This window comes from Sporosarcina sp. Y352 (assembly GCF_056786535.1).
The window spans coordinates 114,848-130,223 of the sequence record NZ_JBXCJE010000011.1; the positions used below are offsets into that span (position 1 = coordinate 114,848).

Annotated in this window: 17 protein-coding genes; 11 read left to right on the plus strand and 6 right to left on the minus strand. The window is 42.2% G+C overall.

The window, feature by feature from the left end:
* The first annotated feature begins 86 nt into the window (after positions 1–86).
* Positions 87–581: a hypothetical protein gene (locus AC1TO6_RS16475; RefSeq protein ID WP_482102710.1), complete on the plus strand. Its 495-nt coding sequence runs from the start codon at positions 87–89 to the stop codon at positions 579–581.
* Positions 582–631: 50 nt separating this feature from the next.
* On the opposite strand, the gene AC1TO6_RS16480 is transcribed toward AC1TO6_RS16475, so the two are convergent.
* Complete coding sequence (locus AC1TO6_RS16480) at positions 632–1,303, minus strand: phosphatase PAP2 family protein (protein ID WP_482102711.1); 672 nt, start codon at positions 1,301–1,303, stop codon at positions 632–634.
* 138 nt (positions 1,304–1,441) lie between these two features.
* On the opposite strand from AC1TO6_RS16480, the gene AC1TO6_RS16485 reads away from it, so the two are divergent.
* From AC1TO6_RS16485 to fabG, 4 genes are all read left to right on the plus strand, one after another.
* Entirely contained in the window at positions 1,442–2,014 is a 573-nt protein-coding gene (locus AC1TO6_RS16485) for a glycerol-3-phosphate acyltransferase (RefSeq protein WP_482102712.1), read from the plus strand.
* 4 nt (positions 2,015–2,018) lie between these two features.
* On the plus strand, positions 2,019–3,677 hold the full coding sequence (locus AC1TO6_RS16490; protein WP_482102713.1) for an aminotransferase class V-fold PLP-dependent enzyme: 1,659 nt from the start codon (positions 2,019–2,021) through the stop codon (positions 3,675–3,677).
* A complete protein-coding gene (gene ytxJ / locus AC1TO6_RS16495) occupies positions 3,652–3,984 on the plus strand; it encodes a bacillithiol system redox-active protein YtxJ (RefSeq protein ID WP_482102714.1) in 333 nt (110 codons plus the stop codon). The genes AC1TO6_RS16490 and ytxJ overlap by 26 nt, the downstream gene beginning before the upstream one ends.
* Before the next feature lie 129 nt (positions 3,985–4,113).
* Positions 4,114–4,854, plus strand: coding sequence for a 3-oxoacyl-ACP reductase FabG (gene fabG / locus AC1TO6_RS16500; protein ID WP_482102715.1), 741 nt, complete (start codon positions 4,114–4,116; stop codon positions 4,852–4,854).
* 214 nt (positions 4,855–5,068) lie between these two features.
* Here fabG and AC1TO6_RS16505 read toward each other — a convergent pair whose 3' ends face one another.
* Entirely contained in the window at positions 5,069–5,611 is a 543-nt protein-coding gene (locus AC1TO6_RS16505; protein ID WP_482102716.1) for a helix-turn-helix domain-containing protein, read from the minus strand.
* A 158-nt stretch (positions 5,612–5,769) separates the two neighbouring features.
* Here AC1TO6_RS16505 and AC1TO6_RS16510 point away from each other — a divergent pair, with 158 nt between their 5' ends.
* Both AC1TO6_RS16510 and AC1TO6_RS16515 read left to right on the plus strand, forming a co-directional pair.
* Positions 5,770–6,780 carry a proline racemase family protein gene (locus tag AC1TO6_RS16510; protein ID WP_482102717.1) on the plus strand — a complete coding sequence of 337 codons (1,011 nt, stop codon included), beginning with the start codon at positions 5,770–5,772 and terminating at the stop codon, positions 6,778–6,780.
* Between the two features lie 57 nt (positions 6,781–6,837).
* Positions 6,838–7,809, plus strand: coding sequence for an ornithine cyclodeaminase family protein (locus tag AC1TO6_RS16515; protein ID WP_482102718.1), 972 nt, complete (start codon positions 6,838–6,840; stop codon positions 7,807–7,809).
* A 73-nt stretch (positions 7,810–7,882) separates the two neighbouring features.
* Here the strand turns inward: AC1TO6_RS16515 and AC1TO6_RS16520 are convergent, their stop codons facing one another.
* From AC1TO6_RS16520 to AC1TO6_RS16535, 4 genes are all read right to left on the minus strand, one after another.
* Positions 7,883–9,109: an NAD(P)/FAD-dependent oxidoreductase gene (locus tag AC1TO6_RS16520; protein ID WP_482102719.1), complete on the minus strand. Its 1,227-nt coding sequence runs from the start codon at positions 9,107–9,109 to the stop codon at positions 7,883–7,885.
* Positions 9,102–9,440: a (2Fe-2S)-binding protein gene (locus AC1TO6_RS16525; RefSeq protein ID WP_482102720.1), complete on the minus strand. Its 339-nt coding sequence runs from the start codon at positions 9,438–9,440 to the stop codon at positions 9,102–9,104. Before AC1TO6_RS16525 ends, AC1TO6_RS16520 begins: the two co-directional genes overlap by 8 nt.
* Positions 9,437–9,691 carry a (2Fe-2S)-binding protein gene (locus AC1TO6_RS16530; RefSeq protein WP_340796913.1) on the minus strand — a complete coding sequence of 85 codons (255 nt, stop codon included), beginning with the start codon at positions 9,689–9,691 and terminating at the stop codon, positions 9,437–9,439. The genes AC1TO6_RS16525 and AC1TO6_RS16530 overlap by 4 nt, the downstream gene beginning before the upstream one ends.
* Before the next feature lie 88 nt (positions 9,692–9,779).
* Entirely contained in the window at positions 9,780–11,516 is a 1,737-nt protein-coding gene (locus tag AC1TO6_RS16535; RefSeq protein ID WP_482102721.1) for a sigma-54 interaction domain-containing protein, read from the minus strand.
* A gap of 164 nt (positions 11,517–11,680) precedes the next feature.
* Between AC1TO6_RS16535 and AC1TO6_RS16540 the strand changes: the two genes are divergently transcribed.
* From AC1TO6_RS16540 to AC1TO6_RS16555, 4 genes are all read left to right on the plus strand, one after another.
* Positions 11,681–12,862, plus strand: coding sequence for an NAD(P)/FAD-dependent oxidoreductase (locus AC1TO6_RS16540; RefSeq protein WP_482102732.1), 1,182 nt, complete (start codon positions 11,681–11,683; stop codon positions 12,860–12,862).
* Positions 12,859–13,899 carry a proline racemase family protein gene (locus AC1TO6_RS16545; RefSeq protein ID WP_482102722.1) on the plus strand — a complete coding sequence of 347 codons (1,041 nt, stop codon included), beginning with the start codon at positions 12,859–12,861 and terminating at the stop codon, positions 13,897–13,899. The genes AC1TO6_RS16540 and AC1TO6_RS16545 overlap by 4 nt, the downstream gene beginning before the upstream one ends.
* The gene (locus AC1TO6_RS16550) at positions 13,900–14,820 is read left to right on the plus strand and encodes a proline racemase family protein (RefSeq protein ID WP_482102723.1); all 921 of its coding nucleotides are present in this window, start codon (positions 13,900–13,902) and stop codon (positions 14,818–14,820) included.
* A gap of 94 nt (positions 14,821–14,914) precedes the next feature.
* The coding region (locus AC1TO6_RS16555) for a dihydrodipicolinate synthase family protein (protein ID WP_482102724.1) at positions 14,915–15,376 on the plus strand (462 nt) is incomplete at its 3' end.

The following is a 15,376-nucleotide window of genomic DNA, read 5'->3' on the forward strand; positions in this document are numbered from 1 at the left end:
CATTATATCAAAGCTACATATGAAACTTTTAACGACTCAATTCGTATAGTTAATAGAATAGTTTGGATAAGGAAAGGGTTGATGAAATGCAAGAGTTATTTGTCAGGCGCACACTCATCGGTTTTGTGTTGAAAGTCGTCGGACTGATTGCGATAAGTTGGGGTATTCTTCAAGGATTCCTCCTATTGGTTCAACTATCTTATTCCTTTCCAAATGGAATGGGGTTTATTAGTTTAGGAAGTGTGGTTGTAACCTCTGCAATTTACGGGGTGGTATTCATAGGACTTGGCGAAGTAATTGATTTGCTGCAAAAGATTCATGACCAGAATGACCCGAAAGTTCAAGCAATACGGGCAGCGGAAGAAGAGTTGCGTGCTTCAGCCATTGCGCCAGTCCCTTTATATGCCGAAAAGGAAATAAAGGAATTCTATTCCAATCAAAACAGTTGGGTGGACCATATCCTACCTACGAAGGCGAAGGACATTTTTATTGTAATAGTGAATGGTCGTACAACGTATATTGAACTTGGCGGACTTGTACCAAAAACACTCAGTGAGGATGAAGCACTGAAGCGCTTGTAATACATGGGCAAAGAATATACTCATACACATCGAAACAAGAGCGTTTCCCATCACTCATCGACGCGAAACATGCTTATTTTTTTCCCATGTTTGTGTTGGAAATAGGCATAAACTGAGATTGCGACTGTAACCCATAAAGCACTCGCCGCAATTCCGCCGACGACATCGCTTGGATAATGGACACCGAGATAGATTCGACTGATCCCAATCATACTAATCATGAAGGCGGCGAATAAGAACAGCAACACATGATTCCATGCGGTTTGCATATTACGACTGACAATATACGCAACGATCGCATAGACACTAAATGCCATCATCGTATGCCCGCTTGGAAAGCTGAAACCAATTGCGTCCATGATACGGTAGATTTCAGGGCGGTCCCGTTTGAAATAAACTTTTAGTAGAAAATTCAAGAGAGGTGTCAGAAAAATAACGACTATGAACAAGGTTGCTTGGTGTTTGCGGTGTTTCACAAAGTAAAAATAGAGAAACGCAATGAGCGCAAGTGGCATAACGAGAAAAGAGGATCCGCTCCACGTAAACCCAATCATCATCGTTGTTAGCCAAGGAGCTTCCAGTCCCTGAATGTATTCAATAATGGAAGTGTCAAAATGTGCAATCGATTCGTTGCTGATGGCGGTTGCGATATATCCAAAAGCGATACCGAAACCGAGTACTAGGATGAATGCAGAAAATAATCGGAGTTGGAGTTCGCGCATTACATGCACTCCTTTCGTTTTCCCAATTGTATATCATGTCCACGTAGAAAATACAGCGTCTGCTGTTTTGCAGACTATATCATTAATCTGGAAAGATGCTACACTATTAAAAACTATCATTTCCAAAAAGGATGTATTATGACACTACTTCTTTTATTTGTTGGTTCGTACTTGCTAGGCAATGTGTTGACAGGCTCCATCATAAGTCGCTTCTTTTATAAGAAAAACATTAGGACAGAAGGCAGTGGGAATCCCGGAGCTCGCAATGCAGGGCGGATTTTAGGTAAGAAAGCTTTCATTGCGACCTTTATTGGAGATGCATTAAAAGGTGCACTGGCTGTTATCGTTGCTAAATCGCTCGGTTTTGATGCGTTCATAGCACTACTGGTGCTTTTCGCCGTAACTTTAGGACATGTGTTTCCAGTCATCTTTAAGTTTCGTGGCGGGATGGGCGTGTCCACTTACATTGGCGGTATGCTGGCTTTCGACGTGTTTCTATTTTCAGCTTTCGTGGGAGTTTTCCTTGTCTTGTATCCTTTATTGAAAAGCTTCACACTTGCAGGAATGGGTGGAGTCTTACTCATGCCTGTTTTAGTGCTATTATTTCCATATACAATGCCTGTTTTCATCGCCGCCTGTTTGCTGTCCACACTTCTTTTATTCACACATCGGGATGACTTGAAACAGAAACTTATGCCGGAAAAGAGTTGAGAGAATGACTTTCATCTACAAAGTTGCGGAAACGCATTCGGAATTTGAACAGATTCACGATTTGAATTATCGGACATTTGCAGAGGAAATCCCTCAGCATGAACGAAATGAAAAACATCAACTGATTGATAAGTTTCATGATGAGAATACATATATTATTTGTAAGAAAAAAACACAAGTTATCGGGATGATTGCGGTGCGCAGTAAGCGGCCTTTCTCGCTTGACGGAAAAATCGGGATAGTGGAAGATCATTTACCGTTTGAAGCAAGTAATCCTGTTGAAATCAGACTTCTGGCGATTGAGCGTAACTATCGGAATGGTCGAGCTTTCCTTGGTCTTACGCAGGCGCTTGTTCAATATTGCCTTAAAGCAGGTTATGACGCCGCACTTATATCGGGGACGGTGCGGGAACAGAAACTCTATGGTCAACTAGGATTTTTGCCGTTTGCTCAATTAACAGGAACAAAGGAAGCTGCTTTCCAGCCGATGTATTTAACAAAAGAAACATTCGACGCTGGGATTGCAGGAAGGATTTTGAAACCGCTCATCAATTTACTACCAGGTCCTGCGACCATTACTGAAGATGTGAGAAAAGCAATGATGACTGAACCCTTTTCGCATCGTTCTACGGCGTTTGAAATGATATTGAACCGCGTGAAAGAGAGGCTGACGACTTTGACAGGCGCAAAGTATGTTCAGCTCTTTCAAGGAACAGGTACACTTGCGAATGATGTAGTGGCGGCACAGTTAAGTATGCACGACGGCAAGGGCCTTATATTGGTTAATGGAGAGTTTGGCTCAAGGTTATCAGATCATGCAAAGCGCTTTGGTATGGCGTTCGACACAATCGAAACCGAGTGGGGCTGTTCTTTTGATGGGGATGAAATCGACCATGCATTGCAATCCGGTCAATACAATTGGTTATGGCTTGTGCATTGTGAAACGTCCACGGGTGTGCTGAACGATTTGGATTTAATGAATAAATACTGTTCACTCTACAACATCACACTTGCAGTCGACTGTGTGAGTGCAATTGGGACAACACCTGTCGATTTATCAGGAGTCGCATATGCTTCAGGAGTCAGCGGAAAAGGGCTATTGAGTTATACGGGTCTGTCGTTCGTTTTCCATAACGAGATAATCACCAAGAGGGATAGCTTGCCGCGTTACCTTGATTTGGGCGCATACGCAGATGCATCTGGAATTCCTTATTCCCAGTCGTCTAATCTGTTCTCCGCACTGGATGCAGCTTTACGGAAATTTCAGCTCCCGGAGGAAGTTTTCACGGCAATTTCAAACCGTGCACAAAAAGTTAGAAGAGCGGTTGAAGGAGCTGGATTCACAATCCTGGCGTCGGAGGAATCCGCAGCTGCTGCAATTGTTACAATTGTTTTGCCGAAAGGTTTATCGGCAATACGGCTTGGAGATAATTTGTTTTTGAACGGCTTTAACGTGCATTATGAAAGTGAATATTTACGTCAACGAAATTGGCTTCAGATTTCATGTATGAACGACGTGAAGGAAAAAGAGCTCGACAGATTACTTCACTTGCTCCCGTTCTTAACATTTGCAGATGAACAAGTGTTTAAGGTAGACTCCATAGGGAAAACAAATGATAGAGAAGGAGTGGTTATTCATGAAGGAATTAACAACAGTAGGTGAGTGGAACGACGTATTGGAACAATCAAAAGAAGGGCCTTTACTCGTTTTAAAACACAGTACGACATGTCCAATCAGTGCTGCTGCCTACAGTCAGTTTGAAACTGTTACAACAGACGCACCGAAATACTTTCTGAAAGTTAGTGAAAGTCGTCCTGTTTCCAATGAAATTGAAAGTAATCTCGGAGTGGCACATGCATCTCCGCAACTGTTTCTGCTGAAAGACGGAGAAGCAGTCTGGCAAGCGACCCATCATTCAATTCAAGGAACAGCCATTGAAAAAGCGGTAGAAGATCTCGTAAATAAATAAGCTGAAACAGGTATTCCAATTGAGGATACCTGTTTTTTGTTAGAAAAAATTCGTGCTGTCCAATAACTATGTTAAAATTGGAACAATGGAAATAATCAATCACAATTTAAATGAGGGTAGGTCAAATGTATGCGATTACGAGATAAAATTGTTGTCATAACAGGCGGTGCGAATGGAATTGGAGCTGTTGCCGCTTCACTTTTCGGCAAACATGGAGCGCAGATTGCCATCGTTGATTTTGATAAAGAGGCTGGAGAATTAAAAGCGCAACAGCTGCACGGCGAAGGAATCGAAGCTGCATTCTTTCAGGCGGATGTTGCCAATAGTGAAATAGTGAAGGAGATGGCAGCAAAAGTCATTGAGCAGTTCGGTAAAGTGGACATCCTTATTAATAACGCGGGTATTACTAGAGATGCCATGATGCTAAAGCTTGAGGCGGCAGATTTTCAAAAGGTAATTGACGTAAATCTAACAGGTGTATTTAATTGTACGCAAGCCTTTCTTCCAACAATGCTGGCGGAGGGAAAAGGAAAAATCATTAATACATCTTCCATTGCAGGGATAGGCGGAAATGTTGGCCAGACGAACTATTCTGCCGCAAAAGCTGGCATTATCGGCATGACAAGAACGTGGGCAAAGGAATTTGGTCGGAAAGGGATTAATGTCAATGCGGTTGCTCCCGGTTTCATAGAGACGGATATGATTGATACAATTCCAGTGAAAGTAATGGAACAGATTAAAATGATGACTCCTTATAATAGAATGGGAACACCCACGGACGTGGCGAATGCCTATCTGTTTTTAGCATCTGATGAATCTGATTTCATCAACGGAACTGTTTTGGAAGTGGATGGCGGCATGTTGAAGTGACAGGGAAGGGCAACGAGTAAAGAGAATGGAAAGCAAAAATGCGGATAATTTACGATTTGTGTCAATGAGGACTGGCCCGTAAAAACGTGATTGCGAATTCTGGTAGTAGGGTAGTGTATAACCTTATTAAATAGTGAGCACCTGAATTAGACGCACTTGAAAAAGTGTGCTTAAATGAGGTGCTTTTAGTATTTAACGCGATAAATACAGCCTTTTAAACTGATGAAATACATAGAAACCTAACTGGGGCATCAGAAAGATTTAACCAATAGTGAGGATTACTTGCCTCGATAATGATAGAGTCATTTTTGTTCAATTGATATTCTTCCTCATTAATTTGAACAGTGAGAATACCGTCTAAAACATAGAGAAATTCATTTCCGAAATGTGATAACGGGCTACCTTTGTTTTCGCCCGGATTCAGAATAACTAAAATCGGATTGAACCCTAGATTGGATCGATTACCTGACAGGTCCTTATAGAAAAATTGATTGACCGTCAATTGTTCATTACTGTCAATCCCACGAATCACTTTAGGGCTTGGCTGCTGATCCGTATCGTTTGAGAAAAAGTAGCTTGGATTTACTTGTAATACTTCCGATATTTTTTTTAGTGATTCGAGTGTTAATGATGATTTCATTCGTTCAACTTGGGAAAGGAAACTGATGGAAAGACCGGTTTTATCTGCAATACTTTTTAGTGTTAGCCTTTTATCTTTTCGTAATGACTTTATTTTTTCACCGATTGTTTTATCCAATGTGACGCCTCTTTTCTATTGAGTAAGATGACTAAATGGATAGTTGACAGAATATTAAAACTAACCTAAACTAAATCTAGTGTTATTGAAGTGTGAATTCAATTTTATTGTGTCAATACTTCAATATAAATCTTTAATAGAGATGAGGAGATTAATTTATGATTATCAATCAGATGTATTCAACTGTTGATGTCCATGTTGCAGGCGAGCCTTTGCGAATCATTACAGATGGACTTCCGGAAATTAAAGGAAGCACTCAGCTCGAAAGACGTGCCTATTGCATGGAGCATCTCGATTATATCAGAGAAGTGCTGATGCTAGAACCGAGAGGGCATCATGGGATGTATGGATGCATCATTACACCTCCGGCAAGTCCTCATGCCGATTTCGGTGTCTTGTTTATGCATAATGAAGGTTGGAGTACGATGTGCGGCCATGGAATCGTTGGCGTTATAACGATGGGAATAGAAACGGGTAGATTCAAGGTGACTGAAGAGAATCAGAAGTTTGTAATCGATAGTCCAGCAGGGGAAATCATAGCTTATGCGAAGTGTAAAGATTCGATTGTGGAATCGGTTTCCTTTGAAAACGTACCATCTTTTGTCCTGAAAAAAGATATGTCCGTGAACATCGACGGTTATGATTTTACTGTCGACGTCGCATTTGGTGGCGCTTTCTATGCGGTTGTACAAAGTAAAAATTTGAACTTAAAAGTGAGCAAAAAAGATTTGCCAGCGCTTCAAAAGTGGGGAACAAAAATCAAGCACTACATTGAAGAGAAGATGGAAGTTGTCCATCCACTTGAAGGTGGTCTGCATGGGATCTATGGTGTCATTTTTTCGGATGATCCTGTCAGTAAAGATGCAGATATGCGTAATGTCACGATCTTTGCAGATGAGCAAGTCGATCGATCGCCATGTGGAACGGGTACTTGTGCAAGGCTTGCAACACTTTATGAGAATGGTACATTAGGCGGGAATGGGAGGTTTGTCCATGAAAGTATTACGGACGGGCAATTCATTGGCGAAATTTTGTCAATAAGTGAAGTAAGTGGACATAAGGCAGTTATCCCGAAAGTAACTGGAGATGCCTTCTTGACAGGGTTCCACCAATTTTTAGTGGATCCACGTGATACATTACCAAAAGGGTTTTTACTGGAAGAAATTTGATTGCTCAATATAGTAATTTCATATTTTCAACTGTGAGTAATAATGGAGGTAAAATACATGTTGATTTTAAGTGCGGATGACCAGAAGGAATTAGTAGACATGGGCGAAGTAATGGAATGTGCTGCGCTTGCTTTGAAAGAGTTTTCAGCCGGCAATACGGAAACACCGATACGTTTATCCCTTCCTTTTGGAACAGAAAACACAGGCCTGGTTATGCCGTCCGTTGCAGAAGGATTAAAGACAATGGGCCTTAAATATGTGACGGTCGTTCCAAATAATAAACAAAGTGGAAAAACGATACAGGGAGTTGTCCTGCTTTCCGATATTGAAACAGGAAAAACGCTCGCATTGCTGGAAGGCTCGTATTTGACCTTAATTCGGACGGGAGCATTATCCGGCGTGGCGACTAAATACTTTGCCCGCGAAGATGCTAAAACGCTAGGTATTATCGGGACTGGTGAGCAAGCAAAGGGACTTTGCGAAGCAGTTGTAGCGGCTAGAGACATTGAAGAAGTCTTTATTTTTAATCGTAGCGAAGGAAAGGCAAAAGAGTTTGCAAAGTTCATTCATGATAAGTTTAATCTTAAAGTGATGGTCTGCAATGATTCGAATGAAGTCGTTCGTAATGCGGATGTCTTAGTAACTGCTACGAGTTCGACAACGCCGGTCTTTTCGGAAGCACTAAAGCCGGGAACGCATGTTAATGCGGTTGGGTCATTCCGTCCATCTATGCAGGAATTGCCTTCGCACGCAATCAGCACAGCGACAAAAATCATCGTCGAGGCGGAAGATGCTGCTTTGGAAGAAACCGGTGACTTGCTAGTGCCTATCCAAGAAGGCTTATTTTCTGAATCAGGCATTCATGCGGAACTTGGAAAAGTGGTGAGCGGCGAACGTCCGGGTAGGGAAAATCAGGAGGAAATTACTGTATTCAAATCAGTAGGTCTTGCAATTGCTGATATCGTCGTTGCGAAATACTTATATGAAAAGGCGATGGCTAACAAAGTCGGGGTCAGCGTTCAATTATGACGGGTACAAAAACAGCTGCGGTGGAAGTTAGTATAACGACTTCCACCGCAGCTGTTTTTAAATTCATATCTGGTCAGCTATGCACTTCCACTTTAACTTTAGAAGCGTGCTCTTCCCAATACTGAAGAAGTTTTTGTTTTCCTTCTTTGACCGAAGGGTGAAATTGAATGAAAGCATTGTCTCGTGCGTCTTCAATCATTTTGATAGACTCTTCCAGTTCAGATTCCTGTTTGCCGCCGCTTATGTTATTGGCAATCGCCAGCCCAGCAGTAGTTCCTTGCCTTATCGCCACTTTAGCCCCTTCAACACCAGTGATGTTTCCTGCAACGTATAGCCCGTCGAGTGTAGTTTCCAATCGATCATTATGAAGTGGAACGTAACCGCCCAATTCTTCAATGAGATAGAATGGACAACCCGCAACTGCCGCCAACTCTGCCAAAGGGTACAACCCACCAGCAATACATACGAAATCTGCACTAATGTTTTCTTCGGTCCCAGGAATGACTTCGCCCGATGCGTTAATCGTGGCAATCGTTACACCTTCTACAGCACCATTACCGTAAATTTGAATGACTGCTTTTCGAAGCATAATTGGAATATCCCACATTTTTACGCCTTTTTTCGGAAAAAAAGTGATCCCCATTTTTTTCATGAAATCATTTTTCATAAGCTTACTTCCGAATTTGATAAAAGCAGAAGGTGCCATATGGGAAACGTGCAACAGTGAACTCATGACGTCCATTGGGTTACCAGATTCTTTCGTCACTTGATTCATTTTCGGTAATGTGATGCATGCAACGTCGATATCAGCGAGTTTCAGTTCCATTGCGATTGCGGATGACAGGACATTTACGCCAACAATGACACCGCGATCTCCGGGTTTGACCCTATGTACATTCGTCATGACCTGGGCAGCCCCGACAGACATGACTCCCGGCAGTGTCCAGCCTGGTATTGGCAATGGTACTTCAGCCGCTCCGGTTGCAAGCAATAAATGAGAAGTATAATACGTTTCCTCGTCTGTATAAATGACCCATTCCCCATCCAGTTTTTCAATGTTAGATACTGGAGTGCCTAAGCGAATTTGAACGCCAAGCGCAATAGCTTTGTCATGCAGGTTCTTGGATTCCTTTATGCCATTCCACCACTTGCCATTTGACTCTTCATAAAGTTGACCTAACAAGCGTCCACCAGCCAGCATATACTCATCAAGAATCAGAACTTCAGAGCCATTTTCTGCGATGGCTATTGCGGCGGATAAGCCTGCAGGACCTGCACCGATAATAATAACTTTACTCATTTTCCGACCTCCAGTCCCTAACCGACGTCAGGAGTTTTTCTCCGCTTGATACAGTCATGCCCTCCTGAATAGGCGTTAGACAGGCTCTTATACCTTGCTGTCCATTGACAGTTACACGGCATTCGAAGCAGTGCCCGATATTGCAGTAAATTCCGCGCGGAGTGCCATTTTCTTCGTGAAGACGCAGTGTACGGATACCATTTACTAAAAGGGCTGCAGCTAATGATTCGTTTCTCAACCCCTGAAAGACGGTGTTGTTGAAAGTGAAGGAAACAACATCGGTGTCGTCTACTTTATCCAGTACCGGATGGTTTATAATTCTTCTCGTCATTTTGTAATATCCCCCAAACTGCCGAAACTTACTGGTCTGATAGGTGGCTGGTATTTCAATGTGATTTGCGCAACATCTCTTTCAGTAGAAGAATGTGCGATGCTGTCGACCATTGTGCGGCACGTTCTTCCACCGCAGTAGCCCATGCCGGCACGGGTCCGAAGTTTCAGTTCCCTTGCAGAACAATTATAGTTTTCAGCTGTTTCCTTTAATTCACCATAGGTTACTTCTTCGCATCTGCAAATGATCATTTCATTTTCCGACAAGTAAATCACCCCATACTTAAACTTTTTATATATGCATATATCTATATGCAAGAATGTAGCCAAGTTTGGAGAGTCATAATTTAATGCCTAACTTATTCATCCGGTTATAAAGAGTTGCTCGAGTGATTTCTAAGTTTTTAGCGCAAAGGAGTTTATTTCCATCGGCTTTACTCAGTTCCTTGAGGATAATTTCTTTTTCGTACATCTGTAATTGTTCCTGTAAAGAAAATCCTTCAGTATTGGTTAGCTGGTGGACTTGCGGTACATCATTATCCGTAATTGTAGATTGTGGAATTCGTTCCATTTCAACTGGAAGGTCATCTATTCTAATTTCTCCGTTTTCAGAAAACGCAACAAGCCGTTCAATGACGTTCTTCAACTCACGGATATTCCCTGGCCATGAGTGTTGAAGCAATGACTGCATGACGGCTTGCGAAATACCGTGGATGGGCCGGTGATACTTTACCGATAATTCATAGAGGAAATAATGAGTCAACTCAATAATATCTTCAAGGCGTTCGCGCAATGGCGGGACTTTGAAATTGACGACATTTAAACGGTAATAAAGGTCTTCCCTGAATTTTCCTTCATTAATAAGCTCTTTCAAGTCACGATTGGTTGCTGCAACAACACGGAAATCTACTTCGAGTTCTTTCGTACCGCCGACAGTGTAAAACTTCTTTTCTTGAAGAAGCCTAAGGATCTTCACTTGCATGTCCATGGGCATTTCTCCGATTTCATCTAAAAACAATGTACCGTTCTTCGCAAGTTCTACTTTTCCTTTTTTTCCTTTTTGATTTGCTCCTGAGAAAGCACCTTTTTCGTACCCAAAGATTTCACTTTCAAATAGTCCGCTAGGGATTGCGCCGCAATTTATGGCGACGAATGGTGCACTTTCGGTCTCGCGCAAGTTGTGGATTGCTTTCGCGAAAAGTTCTTTACCGACACCGCTTTCCCCGTAAATAAGGACGCCAGCATTTGTGGTAGCTGCTTTTCTGGCAATTTCCAACGTCTTTTTCAGTGCGGGGCTGTTGCCTCTTATATAGGAAAAAGGATTGATGGTAGGCGATGTTTTTCTAACTTCTTCCTCCAGGTTGAATAACTTTTCAGAAGTCATGTAGAGCTCATTATTCAATAAAATCTGACTGGTTATATCCGTCTCAGAAACAACCGCCCCAATGATCTCTTCATTGAAATAGACAGGATTGGAATTAATCATAACGACTAGATCCTTACGGGCATGGTGTTGGCTGTGGTATAGAGAATTTCCGTCCTTTAAGGTATTTAGAATTTCCAATCTCTCGGGACTGAAAAAATCGGTAATGGGTTGACCGATGATGTCCTCTTCTTTTACAGAAAATATTTTTTCTGCTCCTTTTGTCCAAAAAAGGACATTGGCTTCGTCGTCTATCACTGTGCAAGACTCATCGATGGTTTGTAAGATAGTGTTTAAATAGGCTTCGGCCCGACGGTATTCGTTCAATAAGTGTTTAGAAAATACCTCATACGTCAGAAATCCTAGATATTCATCAGACTCATTACAGATAAGTGCGATGTCGTTAGCCCCAAGCTCGTTAAAGACTTCCTGCGATGAGCTATTTAACGGTAAAACTTTGCAAGGGGTATATATTATTTCTTTTTTAAATTCACTAAGTTTGACACATTGCGGACCATCCTCCGTTAAAAGGAATACCGTTTTAGGCATTTCTTCTGCAATCCGCTTCGCCAATGAATCTTCGTCTTTCATTGATTCCACTAGTGTGAACTCTTTTTCTATCAACTTACCAAGTAGTTTTTGAGAAAATTTCATTTTCTTAGCCACCTCTACTGTCAAAATATTTGAACTGTATAGATAAGTTTACACTAACTATTAGAATATTCAATGGAGAATGATTAAATAGAGGGATTTTACTGTTTGGCATGCAACTTGCATTAGATATAAGTGAACGAGCAAGTGAGAGGGGGGTTATTGTGATAAATACTCAACATCGAGATGTTGTCGTCATCGGAGGCGGAATCATGGGCGCAGCTATTGCCTATTACGGTTCGAAAGCCGGCTTGGATATCACCGTCCTTGAAAAGAAGGAGTTGGCGAGCGGTACCTCCTCCAGGTGCGATGGAAATATACTGGCGATTGACAAAGATCCCGGTTTTGATAGTCAGATGTCTGTGAAAAGTCAACAACTCGTCCATGAGTTGGATAAAGAACTTGAGGTTTCTTTTGAATACCGCAATCCTGGAAGTATTTTAGTGTGTGAGAACGATGCTGAAATGGAAGCAGCGAGTCAGTGGGTCAGAAGACAGCAAGAAGCTGGATTGGATTTCAAAATGCTAGATCGTCAAGACTTGCGCAATGAATCCAATTACTTTGCAGACGATTTGTATGGTGGACTGGAATGTAAAACGGATTCAACCGTCAATCCGTACATGATGACGTATTCAATGTTTCATAGTGCTGAGAAAAAAGGAGCGAAAATACATACAAATACAGAAGTGAAAAATGTGACGCGAAATGAAGCGGGTCAGTTTTTCATCGAAACGGATAATGGTATGTATACCGCCAATAAAGTGGTCAATGCCGGGGGTGTTTGGGCACCAAAACTCGGTGAGATGATGGGCTTGGATATTCCGATCATTCCAAGGAAAGGTCAACTGATTGTTGCTTCACGGCAACAACCTGTTGGGTTAAGAAAAGTGATGGAGTTTGGCTACCTTATTTCAAAATTTGGCGGTGAAAGAACGGTCGATCCAATGACGGAGAAGTATGGCGTTGCGCTTGTATTCGAGCCAACTGAAAGTCAAAACTTTTTAATCGGTAGTAGCCGGCAATTCACCGGTTTTGACACACGTGTCGATCATGAAGTGACAAAATACATTGCCAAGCGTGCGATGCGCTTCTATCCGAAAATTGCGGATATGACCGTCATCCGAACGTATGCCGGTTTGCGGCCGTGGACGGAAGATCATTTACCAATCATTTCGCGCGTAGAGCATATCCCAGGGTATTTCATCGCTGCGGGTCACGAGGGAGATGGGATTAGTCTTGCTGCCGTGACAGGAAAACTGATAGAAGAAATGATTAACGAAAAAGAAACTTGTATTCCAATAGAGCCATTGCAACTCAGTCGTTTTAAAGAGAGGGTGACCATCGGATGAATTACCAGCGACTGTTCACAACAATCGATACGCACACGGGTGGAAATCCAACAAGGACAGTGATAAGTGGATTGCCACTTTTGAAAGGAAATACAATGTCTGAAAAAATGTTGTATATGGAGGAGGAATTTGACTGGATTCGAAAATTCCTAATGAATGAACCACGGGGACATGGTGTTATGTCAGGCGCTTTACTGACGGAACCTTGCCATCCGGATGCTGATGTAGGTGTTATTTATATCGAAACAGGCGGTTATTTGCCAATGTGTGGGCACGATACAATCGGATTCTGTACAGCTCTCGTTGAAGCAGGACTGATTGAAGTTCATGAGCCTGTTACAAATCTAAAAGTGGATACACCTGCAGGACTTATCGACGTGAAAATCAAGGTCGTCAACGGAAAAGCCGAAGAAGTGACGTTCGACAATGTGCCGGCATTTTTACTGAAATCCATTGAAATTAATGTAGTAGGCATCGGCAATGTGGAGTGTGACATCGCGTATGGTGGTAATTTCTATGGAATTATCGATGCACGTAAGCTTAATCTGCCATTGGTGGAGAAAAATGCAACAACTATCATCAATAAGGCAATCGATATTCGCAATGCCATCAATGCAACTGAAGAAGTAATTCATCCTGAGTTTCCGTTCATCGCGGGGTTGACGCATGTTGAATTCTTTACGGACCCGGTTCATCCGGACGCACATGTTAAAAATACGGTTATTGTTCCGCCAGGAGGGATTGACAGATCTCCATGCGGAACAGGCACATCCGCGAAACTGGCGACGCTGTACAAGAAAAAACAAATCGGGATGAATGAACTTTTCGTTCATGAGAGTATCGTTGGTACGTTATTCAAAGCAAAGGTGCTGGAAGAAACAAAAGTGAAAGACCTGGATGCGGTGATTACGGAGGTGACGGGCTCTGCTTGGATTATGGGGATGCATCGTTTCTTCTACAATGAAAAAGATCCACTGCGCGAAGGATTCCTGCTTATTCCGCCGATGGAACAAGTTCCAGTGAAAGAGGGTGTCTAAGTGAACTTTGAAAAAATGTACAGCACAATCGATACGCATGTAGCAGGAGAGGCATTCAGAATCGTTATCCAATCACCGATTAGGCTTCACGGAGGTGATGTACAAACCAATCACGATGCGTTGAAAAATAACTTTATGAATGAAAAGAACTTATTGCTGAACGAACCGCGAGGACACCGCGGGATGCATGGATGCGTAGTTGCTTCATCCAAAACCGCGGACTTTTCATTGTTATTCTTCAATCATGCAGATGTCAGTAACTTCAAATATGAAGGCCTGCTCGCGACGGTAACGGCGTTGATTGAAATCGGAAATTTGAATAAATCAGTAGATGAGTTTTACAAAGTAGAAACAGTGAATGGTATTTATACAGTGAAAGCGAGTGTTGAAAACCAGGAGGTGACTTCCGTTTCCATCGAAAGTGGAGCCTGTTCAGAAATCAATTCCAATCCGGAATACGTTTCAATAAGTGTTGACAATGCGCGAAATTACTTGATTTACACGTTGCCAGATACCATCCAAAGCATCGAATTGGAACATCTGGCAGCATTGAACCGCTGGGGTTTGCAGCAGACGACGAAATTGACGAACGATAACGTCGACTACGCAGGGGTTGTAGTCATTGAATCAGTACCATCTTCACCTGATAAAATCCGATCGGTAACGTTTGAAAAAGACGGATACATCCTACGTTCACCAGGGATTGATAGTACGTTTGCCATTCTTACAACACTGGCAAATAAAGAAACAGGTCTAACCAAAATTGAAAATGAAAGTATTTTTGGAAGTTCATTGACCGCGAAAAAACTTTCGGTGGATGAACATCGATATTCCGTCGCAACAGAAGCGTTTGTAACGGGAGCACAGGAATTCATTTTTGATCAGGACGATCCATTGAAAGATGGCTTCTTATTGGCATGATGTATTTTGAAGAAAATTAACTGGCTAAAGATGCATTAGAAAGCTGGAATTAAACAGGTAACTAAAAAAACATAAAACTTAGGAGGAATTTATTATGGTAAAACTTGAAGGGGTATTCCCAGTACTAGTAACACCAATGATCAACGAAAAGGAAATCGATTGGGACGGATTAAGAAACAACATTGAGCATTTCATCAATGCAGGTGTGGCAGGTCTTGCGATAAATGGCAGTACAGGTGAGTTCGTCAGCTTGACAAGGGAAGAGCGCTATAAAGCAGTTGAAGTAGCAGTTGCACAAATCAACAAGCGAATTCCACTAGTAGTAGGGACGGCGGCTGAAACGACGGCAGATGCAATTGAATTTACACAGCAGGCTGAACAGGCTGGGGCGGACGCTTCATTGCTGATCAATTCGTATTATTCACATCCGAAAGAAAACGAAATCTATGAACACTTCAAGGCTGTTGCAGAATCGGTTAAATTCCCGGTGATGATCTACAATAACCCATTCACATCAGGCGTCGACATCAGTACGGAAACGATTCTAAAAGTTGGA

Bases quoted from the DNA above. Each gene is read 5' to 3' on its own strand.
- AC1TO6_RS16475 (WP_482102710.1), top strand. From the start codon at position 87: ATGCAAGAGTTATTTGTCAGGCGCACACTCATCGGTTTTGTGTTGAAA.
- AC1TO6_RS16480 (WP_482102711.1), bottom strand. From the start codon at position 1,303: ATGCGCGAACTCCAACTCCGATTATTTTCTGCATTCATCCTAGTACTC.
- AC1TO6_RS16485 (WP_482102712.1), top strand. From the start codon at position 1,442: ATGACACTACTTCTTTTATTTGTTGGTTCGTACTTGCTAGGCAATGTG.
- AC1TO6_RS16490 (WP_482102713.1), top strand. From the start codon at position 2,019: ATGACTTTCATCTACAAAGTTGCGGAAACGCATTCGGAATTTGAACAG.
- ytxJ (WP_482102714.1), top strand. From the start codon at position 3,652: ATGAAGGAATTAACAACAGTAGGTGAGTGGAACGACGTATTGGAACAA.
- fabG (WP_482102715.1), top strand. From the start codon at position 4,114: ATGCGATTACGAGATAAAATTGTTGTCATAACAGGCGGTGCGAATGGA.
- AC1TO6_RS16510 (WP_482102717.1), top strand. From the start codon at position 5,770: ATGATTATCAATCAGATGTATTCAACTGTTGATGTCCATGTTGCAGGC.
- AC1TO6_RS16515 (WP_482102718.1), top strand. From the start codon at position 6,838: ATGTTGATTTTAAGTGCGGATGACCAGAAGGAATTAGTAGACATGGGC.
- AC1TO6_RS16520 (WP_482102719.1), bottom strand. From the start codon at position 9,109: ATGAGTAAAGTTATTATTATCGGTGCAGGTCCTGCAGGCTTATCCGCC.
- AC1TO6_RS16525 (WP_482102720.1), bottom strand. From the start codon at position 9,440: ATGACGAGAAGAATTATAAACCATCCGGTACTGGATAAAGTAGACGAC.
- AC1TO6_RS16530 (WP_340796913.1), bottom strand. From the start codon at position 9,691: ATGATCATTTGCAGATGCGAAGAAGTAACCTATGGTGAATTAAAGGAA.
- AC1TO6_RS16535 (WP_482102721.1), bottom strand. From the start codon at position 11,516: ATGAAATTTTCTCAAAAACTACTTGGTAAGTTGATAGAAAAAGAGTTC.
- AC1TO6_RS16545 (WP_482102722.1), top strand. From the start codon at position 12,859: ATGAATTACCAGCGACTGTTCACAACAATCGATACGCACACGGGTGGA.